We start from the raw sequence: 21664 nt of genomic DNA on the forward strand, positions 1-21664 counted from the left end.
CTTTTCATCTTTTAGAAGCTTTAAAAATCAACTATCAAAATAAAACTTTGGGCTATTCACTCAGGCAGTGATGAGGCACAATAAAGCCAGCCACGTATTTTATAAAAATTGTTAGGAGCCATGTATGACTGCCCAATCTGTAATTTTACCATTACCATCAGATCATGCTCGGTTTATTGTTTTACGTTTAAAAGACTTAACGATTAATGAGTTAAAAGAAAAGCTTGCAGATTTATTTACTACACGTGATCGTTTAATCACACAGCATCCTAACGCACAAATTAAAACGGGTGTAGCGTTTGGTCCTGAGCTTTGGGCAAAACTCTATAATCAACCCCCTGAAGGTTTTAAACAATTGGAACCCATCCACGGTTCATTTCAAATGCCTGTTGTCCCTGCTGATGTTTTAATTCATGTTGCATCTCAACGCACTGACATTTGTTTTGCATTAAGCCAATCTTTCTTTGAAGGTATTCAAGATAAAGTTGAAGTGCTGGATGAACGGGTATGTTTCCGCAATTTTGACGGTCGTGACCTCACAGGTTTTATTGATGGTACTGAAAACCCTCAATTCCCAGATGACCGTGCCGAAGTCGCTTTACTCGGTGAAGATGCAGGCATTTTTGCTGATGGTTCATTCGTCTTTGCACAACGCTATGCGCATAACTTGGCAAAATGGAAACAATTAAAAGTCGATGCACAAGAAAATGTGATTGGTCGAACTAAATTAGAATCTATTGAACTGGATGATGAGGTTAAACCTAAAAATGCCCACATTGCCCGTGTGGTGATTGAAGATGATGAAGGCGAAGAAATGGAAATTTTACGTCACTCTCTTCCTTATGGGGATGGTAAAGGTGACCAAGGTTTGTTCTTTATTGCGTATACCAAGAACTTAGAAATTATTGATCATATGTTGCAACACATGTTTGGTACAACTGGCGACGGTATTCATGATCGCCTGCTTCACTTTGTAACTCCAGTTGATGGTGCTTATTACTTTGTACCAAGTGAGGAGTTGCTGGAAAAGGTTTTGGCATAATAATAAAGTTAGAAATAGCTTATTAAGCTATTTCTAACTTTTTAATGGTTCAATATATAAATTAATTATATTTTTCTAAAAATAATATTCTTTCTTTAGTCATATCGATTTGACATTGCATAGCATCAAAATGACTTTCTCTTCCATAATTTTTTTCATCTGCTACACATGTTGATTCCTTAAGCTTGATCCATTCTCGTTGAGAGTTTTTTAATTTATTTTTTTTTTAAGAATATTATTTTAATAAGTGGCTGCATTCTAGGAAATGTTGTTTTTTTAGTCTAGTGAGTTTTTTGTTAATTTTATGAAAAAGCGGCATTCACTTAAATTGATCAGATGAGTTTAAAAATGCAGAGATTAAATTAGACTTTTATTTTTCAGTTCCTGTCTTGCTGCTACACTGAAAAGAATAACAATATTCAAGAGTTCGGGTCATGATTAACCTCCATTCCAAACTACCCGCGCAAGGGGTCACCATTTTTAGTGTGATGACTGCAATGGCACATCGCCTGAATGCCTTAAATCTCTCTCAAGGGTTTCCCGATTTTGCAGCCCCTCCTGCGCTGTTAAAAGCGTTAAGCCAAGCTGCTTTGGATGGCTTTAATCAATATGCCCCAAGTGATGGACTGATTTCGCTACGTGAACAATTAGCACATCAATTTTTAAAACGCGATCAACTGGTGATTGATCCTGTCACGGAAATCACCATTACCCCCGGGGCAACCATCGGGATTTTTTGCACGATTCAGGCACTCATTCATGCCGGTGATGAAGTCATTATTTTTGACCCCAGCTACGACAGTTATGCTCCAAGTGTGCAACTGGTGGGTGGCAAAGCCATTCATATTCCTCTGGTTGCACCCAAGTTTTCCGTGAACTGGAATCAGGTTAAAGATGCCATCAACGACAAGACCCGAATGATCATTGTGAATACTCCTCACAACCCTAGCGGTGCAATTTGGTCACGTCAGGACTGGTTAAATTTAATTGAACTGATTCGTGACAAGAATATTGTAGTGCTGTCCGATGAAGTCTATGAACATCTGGTTTTTGATGGTCAAAAGCACTATTCGGCGCTGTCTTTCCCTGAATTGCGTGACCGTAGCATTGTGGTCGGTTCCTTTGGTAAAACCTTTCATGTCACGGGCTGGAAAACCGGGTACTGCATCGCATCGCCTGAACTGATGAAACTATTTAGACAGGTTTATCAATTTGTCAGTTTTTGTGGTGTCACTCCAATACAGATGGCACTGGCGACTTTTATGCAGCAGCATCCTGAACATATTGAACAACTTGCCGACTTTTATCAGGATAAACGCGATCTGTTTAATTCAGGCATTCGCAACTCACGCTTTTATTTTACCCCGTCGCAAGGGACCTATTTCCAGAACCTAAATTACAGTGCCATTCGCCCCGATTTAAACGATGTCGAGATGTGTAAATTTCTAGCTGAGCATCATGGCATTGTGGCGATTCCTGTTTCCGTTTTTTACCAGCAAGCGCCCGAAAATTTACGTTTAATTCGTTTTTGTTTTGCCAAAAAAGATGAAACCTTAGAACAGGCATCTGCCATTTTATCTGCTGTTTAAGTTGATGATTTATTCGTAAGTTTAAGCCTTAGTTACTTAACAACTAAGGCTTTTTTAAGCGAACTCAGGTAGTGTAATTTTAAATCTGAAAAATGATAAAAATACCTTTACAGGACGTTCCATGCCTCATCATCAATCACTGCTCGATCAACAAAACTTATGGAAAACATTTTTAGTTTTTCTGTGGCCGTTGATTGCCACCAATATTTTACAAAACCTTTCAGGCACGATTAATACCGTTTTTGTGGGGCAAATGATGGGGGTGAATGCGATTGCTGCCGTGGCGGTATTCTTCCCGATTTTGTTCTGTCTGCTGGCTTTTGTGATTGGTCTTTCAGCAGGTGCAACCGTATTGATTGGACAAGCTTGGGGGGCGAAAAATATTGAAAAAGTCCGTTTTGTCGTCGGTTCGACCCTGTTTATGACTTTAATTGGCGGCAGTATTATTGCCCTGTTCGGGGTGCTTTTTGCTGAACATATTTTGCTTGCCTTAGGCACAGATCCTGATGTTATGCATCTGTCATTGCCTTATGTACAGTGGATGCTTGCCGGCAGTCCCTTGCTGTTTATTTATATTATTTATACTTCAATTTTACGCGGTGTCGGTGACAGCACTACCCCGCTGATTGCATCCGGCATGACCATTTTGATAGGCGTACTGATTACCCCTGTGCTGATTGCGGGGTATTTCGGCTTTCCGAAAATGGGCATTGTTGCACCTGCCATTGCCACCATTGTCGGTTACCTTGCTGTACTGATCTTTTTAGCCGTGTATTTAAATAAAAAAGATCATCCACTTAAGCCTGACCGTCATCTGCTCAGTCATATTCGCCATCAACGTGAACTCAGTATAATCATTCTACGTTTGGGCATTCCAACAGGGGTTCAAATGGTGACGACATCCGTTGCTGGCTTAGTCATTGTCGGCTTGGTGAATCGTTATGGTTCTCATGCAACTGCAGCTTATGGTGCAGTCAATCAGGTGCTGAACTATATTCAATTTCCCGCTCTGTCTATTTCTATTGCAGCGTCGATTTTTGCCGCACAAGCCATTGGTGCAGGAAAATCGGAACTCCTGAACAAAGTCACGCGTACCGCACTGGGTATGAATATCGTCATTACCGGTGGACTGGTGGCTTTGGCTTATCTGTTCTCAAAATATCTGATGGCACTGTTTATCATTGACCCGACGGTGGTTGTACTTGGACAGCAACTTTTATTTATTGTGTTGTGGTCGATTATTTTCTTTGGTGCGAGTGCCATTTTTGCTTCAATCATGCGTGCCAGTGGTACCGTGACTGTTCCCATGATCATCAATATTGCTGCCATTATTGGCATTGAAGTGCCGTGCGCCTATTTGTTCAGCCAATGGTGGGGCTTGCAAGGCATCTGGTATGCCTATGCCCTGGCCTTTGTCTGCTTATGTATTCTACAAGGTCTGTATTATCAGTTTGTGTGGAAGAAAAAAACCGTTAATGCGTTAATTTAAAAATCACTGTTCTTTGCAAAAGCCACTTCAAAAGGCTGATTGATACAATCTATTTTCCTTATCCCATATAGCTGATAAGGATTTAATTTTATCGTATTTTCCAAGCTTCTGATTCCTTGTTATAACCCTGTAAAAATGAATGATTACAATAGGGTATGACCATGTCGAAACGACAAATTAAACTGGGTGCTTTTATTCCCACCACCTCACAGCACGCAGCAGGCTGGCGTCACCCGCAGTCTCGTCCACACGATCATTTAAGCATTGATTACGCAATTGAACTGGCGAAAACTGCTGAAAAAGGTTTATTCGATGCCTATTTTCTTGCCGATGGCTTATCGGTAAATTGGAGTCATGGCGCTTCCAAAAGCAAGCAAAGTATTGGTTATAGTGACAAGGTGGTTGGTTTTGAACCGGTAACCTTATTTGCAGCCATTGCTGCCGTGACCAAAAATATCGGCTTTATTGCCACTGCCTCAACCACCTATGAAGAGCCGTACCTTTTGGCACGTAAATTTGCCTCTTTAGATCATATCAGCAAAGGTCGTGCGGCATGGAATGTGGTGACCACCATTTCAGCTGATACGGCACGCAACTTCGGCTTTAGTGCCCATCCGGATGCAAAAGTTCGTTATGAACGTGCCGATGAATTTATTGAAGTGACGCAAAAACTTTGGGATTCCTGGGAAGATGATGCATTCATTTACAATAAGGAAAGCGGTCAGTTCTTTGATGCCAGTAAACAACATGAACCACTGCATACAGGCAAATATTTTAATGTACAAGGTTCATTGAATGTCCCTCGCCCACCGCAAGGTTATCCGGTGATTGTCCAAGCCGGCCAATCCGAAGATGGTCGTGAACTGGCTGCAAAATATGCCGAAGTCATTTTTACCGCACAACAAAATTTGGATGATGCACAAGCCTTCTACCGGGATGTGAAAGCACGTTTAAGCAAATACGGTCGCCATGCCGATGACTTAAAAATCATGCCGGGCGTATCCATTTTCGTGGCAAAAACCGAACAGGAAGCCCAAGAAAAATATCAATTATTAAACAGTCTGATTCACCCAGATGTCGGTCTAGGTTTATTGTCAGGTCTGGCAGGCCATATCGATTTATCCAAATTTGACCTGGATGCCCCGTTCCCGAAACTGGAAGAAGCCGACATCAACTTCTCTAGCCGCCAGCAAATGATGATTGAGATTGCCCAAAAGCACCATTTCAGCATTCGCCAGCTGTATGAATATATTGCCTCGGCACGGGGTCACTGGACTTTAATTGGTACACCTGAACAGGTGGTGGACCAACTGCAAAACTGGTTTGAAAATGAAGCCGCTGATGGTTTTAATGTGCTGCCGCCTTCGACCCCGGCAGGCCTGAATGATTTTGTTGAGTTTATTGTGCCTGAATTACAGCGTCGCGGCCTGTTCCGTACTGCATATGAAGGAAGCACTTTGCGTGAAAATCTAGGTTTAAAGCGTCCTGAAAACCAGTATGTACTGGCACGACAACAAGCGCAGGCATCTTAATCCAAGAACGATTTTAAATGCCCTTCGGGGCATTTTTTTATGCCACTTTTTAAATATCACACCATTTTGATTTATCTAAAAAATAGCATAACAACAGAGATTGCCCCTTTTCATTCAATAGCTCGCTTTTCATATAAGCACTGCATTTTTTCTACTGTCTGATTTAAAACAAAGCAGCGTCTTTAGTGTTCATTCTCAAACACATAAAAAATTATTCATCCTATATTATTGTTTTAATTGTATTTTTTAATTGGCATACATCTTGAAATATGGACTGTTGAGAAAAATACAAACCATAGGATAAAACAATGTCAAAACGTCAAATTAAACTGGGTGCCTTTATTCCCGCGACCGCTCAACATGCTGCAGGCTGGCGTCATCCTGAATCTCGCCCTCAAGACCACTTGAATATTGATTACATCATCGAACTCGCAAAAACTGCAGAAAAGGGTTTATTTGATGCTTACTTTTTAGCAGATGGCTTATCCGTTCGTTGGGGCTCGGCAATTGAAGGTGAATTGGGTTTAGGGGATAAAGGCGTCGGCTTTGAACCGGTGACCTTGTTTGCTGCGCTGTCTGCAGTGACCAAAAATCTGGGCTTTATTGCGACCGCATCAACCACCTATGAAGACCCGTATCTATTGGCACGTAAATTTGCTTCACTAGATCACATTTCTAAAGGTCGTGCAGCATGGAATGTGGTGACTACAGCCTCACCCGATACCGCGCGTAACTTCGGCCTAGAACAACATCCTGATCCTAAAACACGTTATGAACGCGCGGATGAATTTATCGAAGTGACGCAAAAACTTTGGGATTCTTGGGAAGATGATGCCTTTATTTACAACAAGGAAAGTGGTCAATTTTTCCATGCTGATAAAATCCATGAACCTCAACATAGCGGTAAATATTTTAGTGTTCAAGGACCATTAAATATCTCTCGCCCACCGCAAGGTTATCCGGTGATTGTACAAGCAGGACAATCGGAAGATGGCCGCGAACTTGCCGGAAAATATGCTGAGGTGATCTTTACCGCTCAACAAAACCTAGCGGATGCACAAGAATTTTACCGCGATGTCAAAAGCCGTCTATTGAAATATGGTCGTCACCCAGATGACTTAAAAATCATGCCGGGTGTTTCTATTTTCGTGGCTAAAACTGAACAAGAAGCGCAAGAAAAATACCAACTATTAAATAGCTTAATTCATCCAAAAGTCGGTTTAAGTTTACTGTCAGGTTTATCGGGCGGAATCAATTTAGAAAAATATGACCTGGATGCCCCGTTCCCGAAACTTGAAGATGCCGATATTAACTTCTCCAGCCGTCAACAAATGATGATTGATATTGCGCGTAAGCATAATTTCAGCATTCGCCAACTGTATGAATATATTGCATCAGCACGTGGTCACTGGACTTTGATCGGCACACCTGAACAGGTGGTCGATCAACTGCAACAATGGTTTGAAAATGAAGGCGCGGATGGTTTTAATATTTTGCCACCGACCACCCCTGCCGGTCTGAATGACTTTGTCGAATTTATTGTGCCGGAATTACAACGTCGTGGCTTGTTCCGTACCGAATATGAAGGCAAAACTTTACGTGAAAACTTAGGTTTAAAACGTCCAGAAAACCAGTATGTTTTGGCACGTCAGCGAGTGAAAGCCTCTTAATTTAAAACCAGTTGAATATCCCTCCTTGCTGAGGGATTTTTTATGTCGAATCATCTTTGAATAGACATAAAAAAACCCACTTTACGCAGGCTTTTGGATAAAAAATACAGCCAAATTACCAGGCAAATTGATAATCTGAAAACTTCGCTGGCTGTTTGTTATTGTGTAATTGGTCTTTTAAGGGATCACTAAAATCCAGCAAAATATTATTTTTAATATTATGCAAACGCACATCTTCACGTTTACGTGGATGCGCAACCGGTACATCCACAATGCGTTTAATTCGACCCGGATGCGGCTGCATCACCACCACGCGATCCCCTAAAAATACCGCTTCTTCAACGTCATGGGTCACAATCACCATGGTGATTTTTTCTGCCTGCCAAATCCGCTGCAATTCATCCTGCAGGTTCTGGCGGGTTAAGGCATCCAGTGCACCAAACGGCTCATCCAGAAATAAAATTTCCGGACGATTCACCAGACTTCGCGCAATGGCCACGCGCTGGTTCATGCCGCCTGAAAGCTGCGATGGATAAGCATCTTTAAACTTGGTCAATTTAACCAGTTCTAAATGTTCATCAATGATGAGATCTTCTTCGGCACGGCTTAAATTGCTTTGATGCAATGCAATGCGAATATTTTCTGTCACACTTAACCACGGGAAAAGACGATGGTCTTGAAATACAATTCCGCGGTTTAAACTGGTGCCAAAAATCTTTTTGCCATCCACCTGGATCTGGCCTTGATAGCTGTTTTCCAGTCCAACCAACAAGCGTAATAGTGTAGATTTTCCACAGCCACTGCTGCCGACAATACTAATAAATTCACCCGGCTGAATGTCTAAATTAATATCATCCAGCACGGTTAATGCTTCATCATTTTGCGTCGGATAGGTTTTGCTGAGTTGCTGAATGGATACATGGCCGGTCTGTTGCTGTGTCATCTCTCAATTTTCCTGTAAAGCTTGAAGCCATGGCGAATTAAAGCTTCGCCAATGACACTTCCGTCGATTTGATTAACACCACCACTTCAGAACCCACTTTAAGATCGAGGTCTTTGACTGAACGGGTACTAATAATTGAAGTAAAAAGACCGGCTTTGGTTTCCACATTGACTTCTGAAACAACGTCACCTTCTAATACTTCTTGAATAACGCCTTTAAATTGGTTACGTACGTTAACGGCTGTGATTGTCATTATAATTACTCTGTGTTTATGATGTTATTAATATAAAATACTTTTGGCTGATCATTTATCTCGATTTAATATTTAGTTATGCGTGCTTTATTTATCTGTTTAAAATATATATTTATCAAAAAGCATTTATGCAGCAAAACAGATAATTAAATATCGTTTTATTATTTATTTTTCGATATTAAATATTTCATGATGAGTTCAATTTTTATAATGAAGCAAATCCTATGTCTATATTAACGCATCCTAGCGTCAGTCAGACGGTTCGCTACGAACGTGCAAGAGCGACCGTCTTTGAAGATCCCCTGTCAAAGGCGCTACTGGAGCGCATTAAACAAATTGCGCCAAGTGATGCCAATGCCTTGATTATTGGCGAAACCGGTACCGGTAAGGAGTTGGTGGCCAGACAAATTCACGCCTTGAGTCACCGTGCCAAAGGTCCTTTTATTGCGGTCAATTGCGGTGCTTTAACCGAATCCTTGGCGGAAAGCGAGTTATTCGGCCATGAAAAAGGCGCCTTTACCGGTGCGATTCATCAGCGCATTGGCTGGTTTGAGGCCGCGCATAATGGCACCTTATTTCTAGATGAAATTGGTGATTTGTCTCTGTCTATGCAGGTGAAATTACTGCGCATTTTACAAGAACGTGAGATTGTTCGGGTCGGTTCACTCAAGCCGATTCGGATTAACGTACGGATTATTGCCGCGACCAATGTCGATCTTGAAAAAGCCGTGCTGGAAGGCAAATTCCGTGAGGATTTATTTTACCGTCTATATGTCGCTCTGCTACGTATTCCAAAGCTTTCAGAGCGTCGTGATGACATTTTACCCTTGGCTAAATTCTTTGTAGAACGCTATCAAACCGATCCGCATGCCACACCGTTACGTATCAGTCCACTGTCAGTTAAAAAGCTGTTACAACATCGTTGGCCAGGCAATATTCGTGAACTGGAAAACACCATTCATCATGCAGTTTTGGTCAGTCAGAATGGTGTGATTGAACCGGATGATATTCGCTTCTCAAACCTGTTACATAGCCGCAGCAAAGGACAAAATCCAGGTACACGACAAAACGATTTAGATATATCCGCATTACCGGAAATTTTGGCCAATGCGGATGCTGAAAAATTATTACAATCCACCTTTCAACATTTGTTTCAAGCCTCGCAGCAATTACCACAACTGAATATCAATGAATTGATTGAAGAACAATTTATTCGCAGTGCTTACACTTACTGCGAATACAATCAGGTGCATACTGCACGCTTGCTTGGCGTGACACGAAATGTGATTCGCACGCGTTTAATGAAATATGCATTATTATAATTGAATGTATTTTTTAAAAAATAAATCAGAAACTACATTAAAAAACACATAATTTATTTTAGATTTTTATTTTAATTCAAACTAAAAATTTAATATTCTATTTATTTTATAGCTCATATACTTATTATTTTAGTAAACATAAAAAAGCAGTGAATCAACACTGCTTTTTTACATCCTTATATTATTCCGATGGATTACGTTTCCAAGAAGTAAAGTATTTTTCAAGCCCAATCAGAATATAGTTAAATGATAGACCGACCAAGGTAATCACTAAAATCCCGACAAACATTTGCGGAATTTCAAAACTGAACTGTGAATACATAATCAGATAACCCAGTCCGGCTTTGGCACCAAACATTTCTACTGCCACCAAAGCCAGGATCGAGATCGCACCGGCCAGACGGATACCGACAAATATGGTCGGGACAGAAGCGAGTAAAATCACTTTACGGAACAGTTGATAGGGTTTTAAGCCCATGGTCCGTGCGGATTTAATCAGTAGTGGATCAACCGTTTGTACGCCGGTAATGGTATTTAAAAGAATTGGCCAGGTGCAGGCATAGACCAGTAAACTGATTTTAGAGGCTTCGCCAATGCCTAAAAATAAAATAAACAACGGCATTAAGGCCAACGCCGTGGTGTTACGAAACAGTTCCAACAATGGGTTTAAAGTTTCTGCAACCAGTTTGTACCAACCAATCACCAATCCGAGTGGAATGGCAATGGCTAAGGCCAAAACAAAACCAATAATCGAACGTTGAATACTGGCGCTAAAATGCGTGCCCAGTTGCCCACTTTGATAGAGCTGCCATGCCGTATCCAGGACGACCGACAACGGCGGTAAAAATGCAGGACTGACCACACCTAAGCGTGGCAAACTTTCCCAAACTAATAAAAATAATATGATGGCAATGCTGCGTTTAAAAATGGTGTTGAGCCACGTGAGTTGTAGTCGCGGTTTTGCCGCGCTATAGGTTTCGCTATGTGCGATAACCTGTTGAGTCGATGACATGATGAATAATCCTCAATTTTATTTATGCGTGAGCAAGCTGTTTGTCTTTTTCGAGTGCTTGCGCCTTAATCACTTCTTCGCTGAGTTGCGACCAGATTTGATGACGAATTTTGCCGTATTCCGCCGTGGAGCGGATGTCCTCGCCTTTGGCTTTGAGGCTGGCTGGAATGTTGATGACTTCCTTAATTCGCCCCGGTCTGGAGGTCATAATCGCCACACGCTGGCTGAGGAAAATCGCTTCATCAATACTATGGGTAATGAACACAATGGTTTTTTTCGAGCTTTGCCAGATTTTAATCAGCTCTTCTTGCAAGGTTTCACGGGTTTGTGCATCCAGTGCAGCAAAGGGTTCATCCATCAACAAAATTTCAGGTTCATAAGCCAAGCTGCGCGCAATCGCAACACGCTGTTTCATGCCGCCTGACAGTTCATTCGGATAATGTTTTTCAAAACCTGAAAGTCCCACCAGTTGCAAATAATACTGGGCTTTTTCACGGCGGGTTTTCTTGTCTACGCCTTTGGCTTCCAGACCAAATTCAATATTTTCCAAAGCGGTCAGCCATGGATAAAGCGCGTATTGCTGAAACACAATGCCGCGATCCAAACCGGGTTGAGTAATTTGCTTGCCACTGAGTAAAATTTGCCCCGAAGATGGCTTGGTTAAGCCGGCAATCAGGTCAAGTAAAGTCGATTTACCGCATCCACTCGGCCCAACAATGGAAACAAATTCACCTTGCTGGATATCTAAAGTGACATTTTCAACCGCGATGAATTCAGGTTTGTAATTTTTGCTATTGGGATGATTTTGCGCAGGAAAAACCTTGCACACATGATCTAAATTTAAGGCACTGGTCATTATGATATTCCTTTTCTAATCTTAATTTTTTTGCGCTGCATAAGGGTTGAATTCGTTGCTGTACAGCGTGCTGACATTGAGCTGATGCGGTTTTAATTTTTGTTCTTGTACCAAGGCCTTGACCCAAGGCGCGAAGTCTTGGTCTTTTTGTACCCCACCCACCGCTTTTACCCCTGTTCCGGTGTAATACGGAATCAGGACTTTGGTTTCGTTGCGCTGACGTTTATCAATAATGCTTTCCATACGCGCCACGATTTGTTCTTTCGGGGTGTGATGTAACCACTCTTGCGCACGTGCGACACCGCTCACAAAGGTTTTTGCTGCATCACGATGCTCTGTAATAAAGTCCTTACGCATCGCATAACTGCCCGCGGTAAATGGACCGTATAACTCAATGTCTTTAAAGATCGGGCGCACACCACCACTCTTTAATGCGCGTTTTTCTAAAATGCCTGAGAACACCGCAATATCAATTTGACCATTTCGCAGCGCTTGTTCGGTACTGACCGGCGGCAAGACAATCAGCTCCACATCACGAATTTCTTTTTCAGTTAAACCATGACGTAATAAGTAATCTTTGATGACAAACTCATAATGTGCGCCAAAGGCATTCACCGCGACTTTTTTACCAATAAAATCACGTGCGCTACGAATCGGACTATTTTCCAGTACATAGAAACCCACGTTCATTTCCGTATCGCTACCGTAGGATGCAACAACTGGCACGACATCCAGTCCCGCTGCAATCACTTTCACCACGGCGCCATTAAAGGCAGAGGCAAAATCGACATCGCCTGAAACCAGGGTTAGTAAATCCTGTGGGCCACCTTGCACCGTACCCACATAATCCAGTTTAATTTTACCCAGATAACCCAAGTCTTGTGCCAGCTCAGGCAAGGACACCAGACCGGGATAACTTTGATAACGTAAATGCGTGACTGCTGCGGCAGGATTTTTTTCCAGCTGTTGTGTGCTACAACCAGCAATCACACTGGTTGCAATCACTGCACCGAGCAGCGCTTTTTGCCAAAATTTAGGAAGTATTTTCATTGTTATTTCTCCTAGCTACGCTGCTGCCAGCGCAGTACTTTTCGTTCTATACGGGCTAGGATGCTGTTTAAAATCACTCCAACCATGCCAATGCTCAACATGCCTAAAATAATCAAAGACACATTAAACTGCTCACGACCACGAATGACCAGATTACCCAGTCCAACACCATAATTTGCCAATAGAAATTCGGAACCCACGGTTGCCAGCCAGGCAAAAATCAAACCCAGTTGCAGACCGACAGAAATCTGTGGACTGGCTGCCGGTAAAATCAGCTTGCGGTAGGTGTAGAGTTTGGGAAATTGATAGACTCTTGCGACTTCGCTGTATTTCGCACTGATGCTGCTCACGCCTTCAAGGCTATGCAAGGCGACGGGATAAAATACTGAAAGACTAATAAACAAGATTTTTGCGCCGTTGCCATAGCCTAAAAAGGTCGAGATCAACGGCAACCATGCAAACAGTGAAACCTGACGTAACACATTAAAACCGGGTGCGAATAGCCAGTTGATCCAGCGCGTGGTGCCTAAAGCTACACCAAAGGCAACACCTAGACTGGCGCCAATCGCATAGCCGACAAAATTACGGCTCAGGCTGGCGGCAAACCCTTGCCAAAATTCAGCTTGGCTAAAGCTCTGGATAGCACCCATTAGTACCGTGAGTGGCGATGGAATCAATTTAGGATCGAGCCACTGTAAAGCCGATGCTAGCGCCCAAAGTGCAATAAAAGTGATAGGTAAAATCAAGGCTTGCAGCACTTTGATACTTTTTTCCACCCCTGGATTTACGCTGATTACTGATTTTGCAAGACTGAGTTCTGACATGATTAGCCTCCTACTCGTGTTGCGTAAAAACGAGCAAGGCGTTCAAAGGCAGCCAATACACTGTCTAAAACAAAGCCCGTGATGCCAATTAAAATGATGCTCATGAAAATAATATCCATCTGCATCAATTGACGTCCCCATACCATCAGAAAGCCAATGCCTTCACTACTGGCCAGTAGTTCGACAAAGACCAAAGCTAACCATGCCTGCATTACGCCTTGACGCAAACCACTAATAATGGCCGGCAGACTGGCAGGCAGAATCACTTTAGAAAAGGTCTGAAATTTAGAGAATTGATAAACTTGCGCTACTTCTAGCAAACGGTTTGATACTTGTTGAATGCCTTTAAAGGTCGCAATCAATACTGGAGAAATTACCGCAAGTGAGATCGCAACAATCTTCAAGGCTTCATCAATGCCCAAGAAAATCATCAGCAATGGAATCCAGCCAATGATTGGGAACTGGGTCAGTAAATTGATACTCGGCAAGACAAAACGCTGTGCGCGTTGTGACAAAGCAAACCAGATCCCCAAGCTCAGTCCAAGACTGACACCCAGTGATACGCTCCATAAAATACGTTTGGCGCTGATGGCAAAGTGAAATTGTAAATCGCCCGAATGCCACAGTTCTACGCTGGTGCTCCACACCAATTGCGGTGCAGGCAAAATTTGTTCAGGCAACCACTGCTGCACGGTTGCCACATACCACACAGCCAACAACAACACCGGTAGCAGCAGACCACAAGCCAATTGCAAGGTTACTTTCAGGTATTTCTTAAAAAATTCAAATGCACTCCGGTAACTTTGCCACTGTACCGAATGTGTGCTTACATTCGTAAGGCTCATGATTCTTGTCCTTCTGCGAGTTGTTGTGAATCATCAGGCTTTAAAAATGAAATAAACGCCTGATCACGAGAGATCAATAAAATCAGTCCGATAAACGCCAGACCAATCGGGAAAAATAGATTTTGCAAGCCGATGCTGGCGCCAAAAGCTGCGCCTAAAAAGCCGCCAAACAAGCCGCCAGCCGGACCCACCAAAGCTAAAATCGGTGAGATTTTTGCCATCGCGGTTCGCTCTCCGACTTTGGCAAAAGACATAAAGTTGGCAATGTGCAACATGCCCAAACCGAGTCCCAGCATCAGCGATGCCGGCCACATCCAAAACGTCACTGGAGTCAATGCCAAAATCAGTAAGGCACTGCTGATCAAACTCAACCCGATCCAGTAAAATTTCGAATAGCCAATCAGTTCAGCCAAGCCACCCAGTGTGAAAAGTGAGCCAACAAACACAATACCTTGGGTGGTGAGTAACATCACCGCGACCGATTCCGACATGGAGAAACTTTGAATGGCGATAACGACAATAAAAAAACCAAAATAGTTATTCGCGACGCTGCTTAAAAACTCTAAGGCACAAACCATTCGCAATGCGGCATGGGTTTTCAGTAATGCAAGTGGAGCCAGCACATCACGCCATTGAAAGCGGGGTGCATTGGCTGCAGTTTGATAAGTTTTCTGAAAACAAAAAGGGGCAAAAAATAGCGTGGCCAGAAACATCACAGCGACACAGTAAAAACTGCCGCCATAACCAAAATGCTGAATCAGCAATACGGTCAAAGCTGGAGCAATCAGGAAAAATCCCATCATGTGTGAACCGCGGAACCAGCCGGCTTTAGCTGGCCCGAGGCGTTTTAAGTTGCTGAGGAAAACCGTATTAATCGAGACAAAACGCATCGGTAAAACAAAGCTCACCAAGGCAGTCAATACCAGTAAATACCAGGCACTTTCTTGCAGCGGAGTCAGTGCATATAAAACTGCCCCGATCACACTACCCAGACTAAAAACTTTCAGTGAACCGAGACGCTGCACCAAAACACCGATCGGCAGCGCCATAAACAAAATGCCGATACTTTGCGCTGCCGCAATCAGTCCCAACTGAAGCTCAGTCGCCTCAAGTTGCACGGCGTACAATGAAATCAGGATACGGGCAACGCCCACGCCCAAACCGGCAATAATCGTGAGGAGCACAAAACTGCTCATGAATTTCGCGGTTAACGGTGTAGTGACAACATTGCTTTCAATCGGATTCATAACCATGTCCCTGAATTATTTCGGCTAACCATTGGCATTAAATGCACGCCAATAGTTCTGCAAATTCAGTTCTTTTAAAGCATTGTTTAAATACTTAGGCTCATACCAGGTTTTGGTATCGACATCACGACGTATTAAGCGGGCTTCTTTGGCAATTTTTAATGCGCTGTCAATTTGTGCACGATGAAACTCATCCAGTAAGGGCGAATTACGGTCTTTGAGGTTCCAGCCATCCCAGGTTTTTTGGTAATCGACCAGTGGAGTACCGCTTTGTGACCACAGCTTATATTGGGTCACACGGTTGGCTTCTTCTGAACTCCATTTTGCCTGTTTAATGAATGTGGTGACCACGCGCTGAGTTACTTCTGGATATTGTTTTTCAAAACTTTCGGTTACCCAAAAATGTGCTACGGGGGCAACTTTTGGATCTTTAATTTCAATGAGTGTCTTTGCGACTCCACGTGAAACCAGACTAAAGGGTGAAGTAATCGTGGCGTCGATGTCTCCTGTCGCTAAAGAAGTGCGTGCTGAGTAACCATCTTGTGAAATCACACGTAGATCACGTTCAGTAAAGCCATATTTTTCCAAGATGCGATTAAAGACGATTTGGCCATTGGTCCCTTTAAAGATTGAGAATTTTTTACCTTTAAGGTCAGCAAAAGACTTCGCGCCAGAACCGGCTGGTACGGCCACATATACTGGCCCAAAATGCCCCGTGGAGAACAATACTTTGGTTTTAAGTCCAGTAGAACGACCCACCAATGACGGCAAATCCCCATGTAAAGCAAAATCGACTTTACCGTTGGCTAAGGCTTCATTGGTTGCAGGGCCTGCGCCCGGAAAGAATAACCACTTCACAGCAATGCCATCTTTCTTAAATTCCTGTTCCAACACTCCACGTAGATGCGCTGAAGCGGCAAAGCTCCCCCCTACTTTAGGTTTGCCCCCTTCACCGGCACTGGACATAGAAATTCGGATTTCTTTCGGGTTGGCTGCATGGATGTGTAAACTTAAACCGAATGCAGAGAGTGCTAAAAATGTTGCCGCAATTTTTTTAGAAAAAAGTTTCATCGAACTGTTCCTTAACAATCAAAATTAAAAGGTGTATTGGAATTGCGCTTGCAATTCGTTGCTGTCTTTTTGTGATGCGGCTTCAATGTCGTAGGTGTAGTGATTGAGCTGCAACTGGAATTTGGTGGTCTGGGCAAAAAACAGGTTTAGGCCAAGTGAATGAATGTCATATTCACCAATGCGGCCACTGACTGTATCCAGATAATTTTGCTGATTTTTATTTGGGTTATAGCTGTCATAACGGTAGTAACCTTGAATCGATTTCGGCCAGAAATCGTCAAATTTGGCATTGGATTTAATACTGTTATAGAACTGGTCACCCAAGGTATAAAACGCGGTAAAGGTATGCCCTTCTGCATTGGCTTCTTTTACAGTAATTGCAGTCGTGTCGATATAATCGGTCTTGCCTTGCAGATATTCATAGGTCACACCAAACGGTGCATGGTTGTAATAGATATCGAAACCCAGCCGATCACGTTTTGCCTTGTTATCGCTGATGCCTGAGCCGGATAATTTTGCTTCGCCTTTGATATAAGATGCACCAACTTTGAATTCACGTAACCAGCTGGCATAGTCCACCGGCAAAGTGAATGCCACACGGCCGATATAATCTTTGCCATTATTGTCATCGGTTTTGTTGCTACCATTTCCGTTGGTCACACCAATTGCATATTCAAACAACGGTGCGCGATAGTTCGCACCGTAGTCGACAAAGGGCTTGGCATCGCCACGGACAATCAAGCCATTTTGGCGGGTAAACAAACCCAGATAGGTGGGTGCAGTGGCGGTGCTAATGGTTGGGCGTAAATCTTCAGGTGATTGAACATCTAGACCAAAAGGCAGCAATTGCTGACCCAAGGTTAAATTCAACTTGGAAATTTCTGCACCACCATTGGTGGAAAATACGTGATAACGTAAATAAGCATCTAACAGGTTAAAGTTACTGTTGTTGCTGCCATCATTACGTTTTGAATAACCAAAAGAGGCCTGGTAATCGAGGTTTTTACCTTCGTTATAATCTTTAAATAAATTACCGCGTACGCCCAGTAATGCTGTGCCGATATCAAAGGTTGATTTTGGTGTATTCGGTGCAGTGTTATTGTCTTGAACATTGGTACGCAGTTGAACGGTGCCAAATAAAGTCGTGTCACGTGTCGACTTGACCGTTTGGCGTTCGTACTGCCGCGACTGATCATATTTATAGTTTTCTAAATCAGCACGTAAACCTTCAATATCATCCGATGTTGCCGGTGTTGGGCCTGCAGCCAATTCAGAGCCATCGGCGTCTTCACTGCTGTGACTTTCTACGCTGTCATTCACTGGTACCACAACAGCAGCTTTGGCTTGGGGTTGTGCTTCAACAGCATTTAAGCGCTGTTGCAGGCTTTCAACTTGTTGTTTCAAGCTGCTCAGCTGCTGTTGTAAGTCAGCGTCACTGGCAAAACTCAATGGACTGCTTGCAGATAAAATTAATGCTACTGCAAGGTTTAACGACGTTTTTTTCATACTCTCATTTCACTTTTTTGTGCCCCAAAGCGCAAAGCTGCCCCAACCCCAAGCCAAAGACCTGGGGGTAAATGTAGTGCGTGGGAAATACGGGTTATGCGGCCTGTTTTTTCTTCAGTTTTTCTTTATTTCCTGAAACGAATTTCGGATGATTCACGTGATCCATAATCCAGATCATCCAACAGCCATTTTTTAAATCGATTTCTATTAGCGACAGCAGGTACAGCCACACATAGTCATGCACATCACTAAATCAGCTGAAGTCATGTGGGCTATACTCAAGCACTGCGGTTTTACTTTTAAATGGTTTAAATTACGCATAGGTTTTGACCTATTCTTCATATTTTAGTTCCTGTTATTTCGCAACAACCATGCCAACTCAACAAATCATTGTTTTAAATAAATTTACTATTTTTATTCCAACCAGGCATGTTGGTTTTAACGCGGTATGTGTGTTGAAATATCAACACTTGCTTATTTAAATTCAGCTGGTTTTTTTATTTTTATTTCTTATTTTTAGATATAAGGCTGCTTTTCGCAGTATCTGCTCCAGCTTCAATTTATGGGCTAAAACTTAAGGAAAAATAATTTTTTGAGTATTTGAAATACCGCAATTTCAAGGCATAAAAAAACCCGCGATTTGCGGGTTTTTAAGCGCTTTTGGTTTAAGCAGATTTCTTGCTTTTATTGCCTAATTTTGTAGCGAATGCCATGACACGCTGATAACCGGTCGGCAAAATGCGCTGCATCAAATCAATGGCTTTGGCATCATTACCAATCAATAAACGGCGTTTATCTTTTTGCACCGCTTCAATAATTTGACGTGCTGCTTCTTCTGGTGGGCAACGTAATAATTTATTAAAGGATTCTGCCGATTTTTCCGGATGCATACCTAAACTTCGAATGCTGTCATTCATTTTTGCTGCATTGGCAATATTGGTACGAATACCACCCGGGTGGACACATAGCGCACTTACGCCACAATTTTCCACGTCCAGTTCCTGACGCAAGGATTCAGTAAAACCCCGTACCGCAAATTTGGTGGCATTATAGGCAGACTGAGTCGGCTGTGCGGTTAAACCAAACAGACTGGAAATATTGATGATATGCCCTTCGCCTGACTTCTTGATTAAAGGCAAGAACTCTTTGGTGCCATAGACCACACCCCAGAAGTTAATATTTACAATCCATTCCAGTTCTTCGTAACTTGCCCCTTCAACGGTTGAACCCAGTGCGACCCCGGCATTGTTAAAAATCATGTTCACTGAACCATGATCCTTCACGGTTTCTGCGGCCCAGTCACGCACTTCTTCAAGCTTGGCCACATTGACTTTTTTCGTCGTCACACGGACATGACTGTCTCTGACCAGTTCAACTGTTTGCGCCAAGCCTTGCTCATTCACATCACTTAAGGACAAATGACAGCCTTGCTTTGCCAACAGAACAGCCAATTGCTGACCAATACCTGAACCCGCACCGGTAATTGCTGTGACTTTATTTTTAAAATTTTTCATGACTCATCCTTATCTAATTTTTTCTGCACCATTCACCTAAACATCTCGATTGTTTTTCTGTTGGGATGAGGTGCAGTTCATCCATCCAATATAATTTTGACAATACTCATTGTCAATATAATATATGATCAATAGCAAGATCAAAGACCATCTGGCGATTTGCATCATAGGTCTACGAGTAAATTATTGTTAACATAGGGCAAAACCTGGATTGAATTCGGCACACCATATTTATGACTGAACCACACGAAAATCTTGAACAACAACAAAATAAGCCGTCGAAAAGCAAAGAGCGTCAATTTAAAGGCCTGTCTTTAACTGAGCGTAAACAGGCACGTCGTGAAAAGCTGATTGAAGCAGGCATTGAAGCTTATGGCACGCATGGTTTTTTTGCGGTGACCGTAAAAGATATTTGCAATGAAGCCAAACTGACTGAACGCTATTTCTATGAATCTTTTAAGAAAAGTGATGAGCTTTTTCAAACCATCTTTTTAAAATTGATCGATCAATTGCAGCACAATGTCATGCAAGCCATCATGCAGGCCTCGACCGACCCACGCAAAATGATTGAATCAGGTTTAACCGCCTTACTCACCACCCTAAAAGATAATCCAGGTATGGCACGAATTATTTATATCGATGCCATGCTGGTTCAGGAGCTGCATAATCAAGCCACCATTCACGAAACCATGTTGCGTTTTGACCGCATGATTCATGCCTTTGTCATGTTAATGATGCCGCATATTGACCGTTCTGAACGTGAAATTTCTTTAGTTGCAACTGGGCTAAATGGCTATGTCACTCAAATTGCGATTCGCTGGGTGGTCAGTGGCTTTAAACAGTCGATGCAAGAGGTTTTATCGTCTTGCAGTATTGTTTTTCTATCGTTGCTGGATACTTTTTCAGAAAAAGAAAAAATAATGAAAAAAGAAAGTTCATCTTAATCTTCAGGTTAAAATTCACCCAATGCGTTGAATTCATTATATTTAGATGACTGATTTATTTTAAATTGTTCATTTTTCAGTATAAAAATTGTCACATTTCTTTGCGAAAATTGGCATACCCCCCTTTTCTGCAATGATACTGTCATAATTAATCTTTGTAATAAGCCTGTCATAAAATACAAAACGGTTCACCGTTAACATCAAATAGGATATTGCGTTGTGAAAGATGACTATATATTAATCGTCGATGACGAACTTCCCATTCGAGAGATGATTCATACATCTTTAGACATGGCAGGCTTTCAATGCTTACAGGCAGAAGATGCTAAACAAGCCCACCAGATGATCGTGGATCAACGCCCTGCGCTTATTTTATTAGATTGGATGTTACCGGGTGGTATCAGCGGGGTTGACCTCTGCCGCCGTTTAAAACGCGATGAAAGCTTAAATGAAATTCCAGTGATTATGCTGACTGCACGCGGTGAAGAAGACCATAAAGTACAAGGTCTCGATGCGGGTGCAGACGACTACATGACCAAACCTTTCTCGACCCGAGAACTGGTTTCGCGTATTAAAGCGGTATTACGTCGTGCCAATGCCTTGAGTGGCGAAAAAACCATTGATGCCAATGGCCTGATGCTTGATCCTGTCAGCCAGCGCGTCAGTTACGGTGATAATATTTTAGAGATGGGACCAACAGAATACCGTTTATTGGCATTCTTCATGACCCATCCCGAACGTGCCTATACCCGTGCTCAATTGCTTGATCAAGTTTGGGGTGGTAACGTATATATTGAAGACCGTACCATTGACGTGCATATTCGCCGTTTACGTAAAGTGCTGGAACCTTTTGGGGTTGACCGCTATATACAAACCGTTCGTGGCACAGGTTACCGTTTTTCTACCCGCGCGGATGTCGCTTTAGGTTAGTCGTTTTTTAGGTAAATCACATTTT

19 protein-coding genes and 1 pseudogene are annotated in these 21664 nt (G+C 42.5%); 8 read left to right on the forward strand and 12 right to left on the reverse strand.

What is annotated here, in order from left to right; genetic code table 11:
- Positions 1–124: 124 nt before the first annotated feature.
- Complete coding sequence (locus tag E0409_RS10435; protein WP_131290547.1) at positions 125–1042, forward strand: Dyp-type peroxidase; 918 nt, start codon at positions 125–127, stop codon at positions 1040–1042.
- Between the two features lie 61 nt (positions 1043–1103).
- On the opposite strand, the pseudogene E0409_RS10440 reads toward E0409_RS10435, so the two are convergent.
- A pseudogene (locus E0409_RS10440) lies at positions 1104–1253 on the reverse strand (lysozyme inhibitor LprI family protein); the annotation flags it as partial.
- 223 nt (positions 1254–1476) lie between these two features.
- On the opposite strand from E0409_RS10440, the gene E0409_RS10445 reads away from it, so the two are divergent.
- The 4 genes from E0409_RS10445 to E0409_RS10460 all read left to right on the forward strand — a co-directional run bounded on the left by E0409_RS10445 (position 1477) and on the right by E0409_RS10460 (position 7322).
- The gene (locus E0409_RS10445) at positions 1477–2631 is read left to right on the forward strand and encodes a methionine aminotransferase (protein WP_131290550.1); all 1155 of its coding nucleotides are present in this window, start codon (positions 1477–1479) and stop codon (positions 2629–2631) included.
- Between the two features lie 121 nt (positions 2632–2752).
- The gene (locus E0409_RS10450; protein WP_131290554.1) at positions 2753–4120 is read left to right on the forward strand and encodes an MATE family efflux transporter; all 1368 of its coding nucleotides are present in this window, start codon (positions 2753–2755) and stop codon (positions 4118–4120) included.
- A 161-nt stretch (positions 4121–4281) separates the two neighbouring features.
- Positions 4282–5652, forward strand: a complete 1371-nt coding sequence (locus E0409_RS10455) for an LLM class flavin-dependent oxidoreductase (protein ID WP_131290557.1) — start codon at positions 4282–4284, stop codon at positions 5650–5652.
- Positions 5653–5960: 308 nt separating this feature from the next.
- Positions 5961–7322, forward strand: a complete 1362-nt coding sequence (locus E0409_RS10460) for an LLM class flavin-dependent oxidoreductase (RefSeq protein ID WP_131290560.1) — start codon at positions 5961–5963, stop codon at positions 7320–7322.
- A gap of 115 nt (positions 7323–7437) precedes the next feature.
- On the opposite strand, the gene E0409_RS10465 is transcribed toward E0409_RS10460, so the two are convergent.
- Positions 7438–8265, reverse strand: coding sequence for an ABC transporter ATP-binding protein (locus tag E0409_RS10465; protein WP_131290563.1), 828 nt, complete (start codon positions 8263–8265; stop codon positions 7438–7440).
- A gap of 37 nt (positions 8266–8302) precedes the next feature.
- Positions 8303–8518 (reverse strand): TOBE domain-containing protein, encoded by a 216-nt coding sequence (locus tag E0409_RS10470; protein WP_131290566.1) that lies wholly within the window; start codon positions 8516–8518, stop codon positions 8303–8305.
- A gap of 224 nt (positions 8519–8742) precedes the next feature.
- Between E0409_RS10470 and E0409_RS10475 the strand changes: the two genes are divergently transcribed.
- Positions 8743–9840 (forward strand): sigma-54 interaction domain-containing protein, encoded by a 1098-nt coding sequence (locus tag E0409_RS10475; protein ID WP_131290569.1) that lies wholly within the window; start codon positions 8743–8745, stop codon positions 9838–9840.
- 181 nt (positions 9841–10021) lie between these two features.
- On the opposite strand, the gene E0409_RS10480 is transcribed toward E0409_RS10475, so the two are convergent.
- The 9 genes from E0409_RS10480 to E0409_RS10520 form a co-directional block, all read right to left on the reverse strand.
- Positions 10022–10852, reverse strand: coding sequence for an ABC transporter permease (locus E0409_RS10480; RefSeq protein ID WP_131290572.1), 831 nt, complete (start codon positions 10850–10852; stop codon positions 10022–10024).
- Positions 10853–10874: 22 nt separating this feature from the next.
- A complete protein-coding gene (locus tag E0409_RS10485) occupies positions 10875–11708 on the reverse strand; it encodes an ABC transporter ATP-binding protein (RefSeq protein ID WP_131290575.1) in 834 nt (277 codons plus the stop codon).
- Positions 11709–11729: 21 nt separating this feature from the next.
- Positions 11730–12758: an ABC transporter substrate-binding protein gene (locus tag E0409_RS10490; protein WP_131290578.1), complete on the reverse strand. Its 1029-nt coding sequence runs from the start codon at positions 12756–12758 to the stop codon at positions 11730–11732.
- A gap of 11 nt (positions 12759–12769) precedes the next feature.
- The gene (locus tag E0409_RS10495; RefSeq protein ID WP_131290581.1) at positions 12770–13582 is read right to left on the reverse strand and encodes an ABC transporter permease; all 813 of its coding nucleotides are present in this window, start codon (positions 13580–13582) and stop codon (positions 12770–12772) included.
- A 2-nt stretch (positions 13583–13584) separates the two neighbouring features.
- A complete protein-coding gene (locus E0409_RS10500) occupies positions 13585–14430 on the reverse strand; it encodes an ABC transporter permease (protein WP_502699822.1) in 846 nt (281 codons plus the stop codon).
- Complete coding sequence (locus E0409_RS10505) at positions 14424–15674, reverse strand: MFS transporter (protein WP_165541325.1); 1251 nt, start codon at positions 15672–15674, stop codon at positions 14424–14426. The genes E0409_RS10500 and E0409_RS10505 overlap by 7 nt, the downstream gene beginning before the upstream one ends.
- Positions 15675–15698: 24 nt before the next feature.
- Complete coding sequence (locus E0409_RS10510) at positions 15699–16745, reverse strand: ABC transporter substrate-binding protein (RefSeq protein WP_131290590.1); 1047 nt, start codon at positions 16743–16745, stop codon at positions 15699–15701.
- A 24-nt stretch (positions 16746–16769) separates the two neighbouring features.
- Complete coding sequence (locus E0409_RS10515) at positions 16770–18251, reverse strand: putative porin (protein ID WP_131290593.1); 1482 nt, start codon at positions 18249–18251, stop codon at positions 16770–16772.
- Between the two features lie 665 nt (positions 18252–18916).
- A complete protein-coding gene (locus tag E0409_RS10520) occupies positions 18917–19765 on the reverse strand; it encodes an SDR family NAD(P)-dependent oxidoreductase (protein ID WP_131290596.1) in 849 nt (282 codons plus the stop codon).
- Between the two features lie 233 nt (positions 19766–19998).
- Between E0409_RS10520 and E0409_RS10525 the strand changes: the two genes are divergently transcribed.
- Both E0409_RS10525 and phoB read left to right on the forward strand, forming a co-directional pair.
- Positions 19999–20709, forward strand: a complete 711-nt coding sequence (locus E0409_RS10525; protein WP_131290599.1) for a TetR/AcrR family transcriptional regulator — start codon at positions 19999–20001, stop codon at positions 20707–20709.
- A 219-nt stretch (positions 20710–20928) separates the two neighbouring features.
- Positions 20929–21639, forward strand: coding sequence for a phosphate regulon transcriptional regulator PhoB (gene phoB, locus E0409_RS10530; protein ID WP_131290603.1), 711 nt, complete (start codon positions 20929–20931; stop codon positions 21637–21639).
- Positions 21640–21664 lie beyond the last annotated feature (25 nt).

The sequence above is a fragment of the Acinetobacter sp. ANC 4862 genome (assembly GCF_004336635.1).
Taxonomy (GTDB): domain Bacteria; phylum Pseudomonadota; class Gammaproteobacteria; order Pseudomonadales; family Moraxellaceae; genus Acinetobacter.

What these genes read in the sequence shown, in the direction of transcription:
- E0409_RS10525 (WP_131290599.1), top strand. Translation starts at nt 19,999, where the DNA reads ATGACTGAACCACACGAAAATCTTGAACAACAACAAAATAAGCCGTCG.
- E0409_RS10445 (WP_131290550.1), top strand. Translation starts at nt 1,477, where the DNA reads ATGATTAACCTCCATTCCAAACTACCCGCGCAAGGGGTCACCATTTTT.
- E0409_RS10515 (WP_131290593.1), bottom strand. Translation starts at nt 18,251, where the DNA reads ATGAAAAAAACGTCGTTAAACCTTGCAGTAGCATTAATTTTATCTGCA.
- E0409_RS10495 (WP_131290581.1), bottom strand. Translation starts at nt 13,582, where the DNA reads ATGTCAGAACTCAGTCTTGCAAAATCAGTAATCAGCGTAAATCCAGGG.
- E0409_RS10470 (WP_131290566.1), bottom strand. Translation starts at nt 8,518, where the DNA reads ATGACAATCACAGCCGTTAACGTACGTAACCAATTTAAAGGCGTTATT.
- E0409_RS10450 (WP_131290554.1), top strand. Translation starts at nt 2,753, where the DNA reads ATGCCTCATCATCAATCACTGCTCGATCAACAAAACTTATGGAAAACA.
- E0409_RS10475 (WP_131290569.1), top strand. Translation starts at nt 8,743, where the DNA reads ATGTCTATATTAACGCATCCTAGCGTCAGTCAGACGGTTCGCTACGAA.
- E0409_RS10455 (WP_131290557.1), top strand. Translation starts at nt 4,282, where the DNA reads ATGTCGAAACGACAAATTAAACTGGGTGCTTTTATTCCCACCACCTCA.
- E0409_RS10510 (WP_131290590.1), bottom strand. Translation starts at nt 16,745, where the DNA reads ATGAAACTTTTTTCTAAAAAAATTGCGGCAACATTTTTAGCACTCTCT.
- E0409_RS10465 (WP_131290563.1), bottom strand. Translation starts at nt 8,265, where the DNA reads ATGACACAGCAACAGACCGGCCATGTATCCATTCAGCAACTCAGCAAA.
- E0409_RS10480 (WP_131290572.1), bottom strand. Translation starts at nt 10,852, where the DNA reads ATGTCATCGACTCAACAGGTTATCGCACATAGCGAAACCTATAGCGCG.
- E0409_RS10505 (WP_165541325.1), bottom strand. Translation starts at nt 15,674, where the DNA reads ATGAATCCGATTGAAAGCAATGTTGTCACTACACCGTTAACCGCGAAA.
- E0409_RS10485 (WP_131290575.1), bottom strand. Translation starts at nt 11,708, where the DNA reads ATGACCAGTGCCTTAAATTTAGATCATGTGTGCAAGGTTTTTCCTGCG.
- E0409_RS10460 (WP_131290560.1), top strand. Translation starts at nt 5,961, where the DNA reads ATGTCAAAACGTCAAATTAAACTGGGTGCCTTTATTCCCGCGACCGCT.
- E0409_RS10490 (WP_131290578.1), bottom strand. Translation starts at nt 12,758, where the DNA reads ATGAAAATACTTCCTAAATTTTGGCAAAAAGCGCTGCTCGGTGCAGTG.
- E0409_RS10435 (WP_131290547.1), top strand. Translation starts at nt 125, where the DNA reads ATGACTGCCCAATCTGTAATTTTACCATTACCATCAGATCATGCTCGG.
- E0409_RS10520 (WP_131290596.1), bottom strand. Translation starts at nt 19,765, where the DNA reads ATGAAAAATTTTAAAAATAAAGTCACAGCAATTACCGGTGCGGGTTCA.